At 39.7% G+C, this 2365-nt stretch carries 1 protein-coding gene; it reads left to right on the top strand.

The annotated features are described in order from the left end of the window. The coding region (locus tag FEF17_RS14230) for a M14 family metallopeptidase (protein WP_139003092.1) at nt 1-2365 on the top strand (2365 nt) is incomplete at both ends.

The following is a 2365-nucleotide window of genomic DNA, read 5'->3' as shown; positions in this document are numbered from 1 at the left end:
TACAATCTCAAAAATACAGTACTGCTAAAGCTGGTTTTGGTAAAAGCAGTGTATCTAACATACTCTTTGATAATCTAGGCCAATACAATGGCTGCGATGAAATTAACTGGTCCACCCCTACTAACTTCAAACTTGGTAGCATGGGCGGGTGTTTTACCGTATCTGAAGCGCTAGCCGAATTAGATCTTATGCGCTCACTTTATCCCAATATTATATCGGTAAAGACAGATGCATCTCCCACCAACCAAACAACTTTAGAAGGGCGAACAACATATTATGTGCGTATCTCAGACAATCCGGATATCGATGAAACTGGAGAACCTGAAACTTTATATACTGGGATGACACACTCTAGAGAGCTGTCCAGCCTTATGAATCTTATGTATTACATGTGGTACATTCTTGAAAACTATGGTTCAGACCCTGCTATTACTTCTTTGGTGAACAATCAAGAACTCTACTTTATTCCTGTTGTTAACTCCGATGGATTGGCTTATAATGAATCTGTAGCCCCTAATGGCGGTGGTTTACAACGTAAAAACAGAAGAGATACTGGAGCGTGTTCTACTTATAATGATGGTATTGATTTAAACAGAAACTTTGGATACTATTGGGGGAATGGTGGTTCTTCATCAGATGGCTGTAACCAAACATATAGAGGTACTACATTCTTCTCTGAACCTGAATCACAAATTGTTAGAGATTTTTTCATGGATCATGATTTTAAATTAGTACTTAATCACCACTCCTTTAAAAATGCCATGCTTCATGGATATGCTGGAGTGGATCCTGCTACTTTGGATGCAGCTGGTGTAGACAGACGTGAAGATGAGTTTGCTAAGTACAATCATGATATGACGCACTTTAATCGTTATGCCTATGGTCCTAGTACACAAATTAGTGCTCTTAACAGTGGTAATATGAACGATTGGATGATGGGGCCTGCCGTTGCAGGTTCTACAGGTGGTCCTGGGGCTGGTAAAGATACCATGGCATGGACTCCTGAAAATGGCTCTGGATCTGAAGCTGGTTCTACAGGTAGTGGCTTTTGGCCAGACCCACTATTTATAGATGATATTGCTCGTCGTGCTATGAGACCCAATTTCCTTGCAGCTTACTTTAGTGGTAAATATGCTAAACTTATTGATTTAACATCGTCTAATATTACATCCTTAAATGGTAATTTCGACTTTGGTATTGAATACTTAGGACAAACCGATAGTGATTTTACGCTTACTGTTACGCCTATTTCATCTAACATCACTGGACTAACTAGCCCTGGCACACAAACAGGAATGGCAACACTTGAACAACGTATTGTTTCAGCGCCTTATACTCTTGATGGAAGTATTCAACCCAATGATGCTATTGAATTTAAAGTGACTCTTAATAATGATGATGGCCTTATTTATGAAGCTAACATTATTAAATACTATACGCCTACAGTGCTTTTTGAAGATGATGAAGAAACCAACGGCATATCTAACTGGACTGCTTCTGGTGGCTCCTGGGGAACTACCTCTGATGCCTTTTCTGGTAGTGTTGCTATTACAGACTCGCCTTCTGGTGCTTATGCCAATAGTCAAAGTAATACTCTACAACTTAATAACAGTATATCTACTAGCGGACTTGTACAAACAGTGGTTCAGTATAATGCCAAATGGGATTTAGAACGTAGTTTTGATTATGTACAAATCGAGGCATCTACTAACGGCTCTACCTGGGCACCACTTTGTGGAACCTATACAAAACCTGGAGCTCCTAATGCGAACAACACCTATTCGGGAAAAAGTTCTACTAGTAACAACTTCCAACCTGATGGTGAACAACTATATGATGGGGATACTCAGGATAAATGGGTGATGGAAGAAATTGTTATTTCCAATTCAGAGAATAGTGCTTTCCACAATCAATCTACCGTGTTTTTAAGGTTTAATTTTAATACAGACTCTACCAACAGTCAACATAGCTACACCACTACTTTTGATGGTTTTGTGTTTGACGATTTTAGAGTTATTACTAACACCACTAATATCCCACAAACAATAACGTTTGACCCTATTAGTGACAAGTTTACTACAGATGTGCCTTTTCAAGTCAATGCAACGGCTTCTTCTGGATTACCAGTGAGCTTTTCTATGGTCTCAGGACCTGCTAGTGTAAGCGGAAACACAGTGACATTATCAGGAACTATAGGAACTGTTACCGTTAGAGCTAGTCAAGCTGGAAATAGTACTTACAACCCTGCTACTGATGTCGATCAAACATTTGACGTACTACCCGCGCCTTGCTTGCAACCTCCTACTGGATTAGCAGCTTCTAATATCGCTCCTTCTTCGGCTACAATTAGTTGGAATAATGTTAG

It is taken from the genome of Hyunsoonleella aestuarii, from assembly GCF_006148925.1.
GTDB classification, from domain to species: Bacteria; Bacteroidota; Bacteroidia; order Flavobacteriales; family Flavobacteriaceae; genus Algibacter_D; species Algibacter_D aestuarii.
The sequence above is the reverse complement of the archived record's forward strand: the minus strand, read 5'-3'. Positions and strand labels throughout refer to the sequence as shown.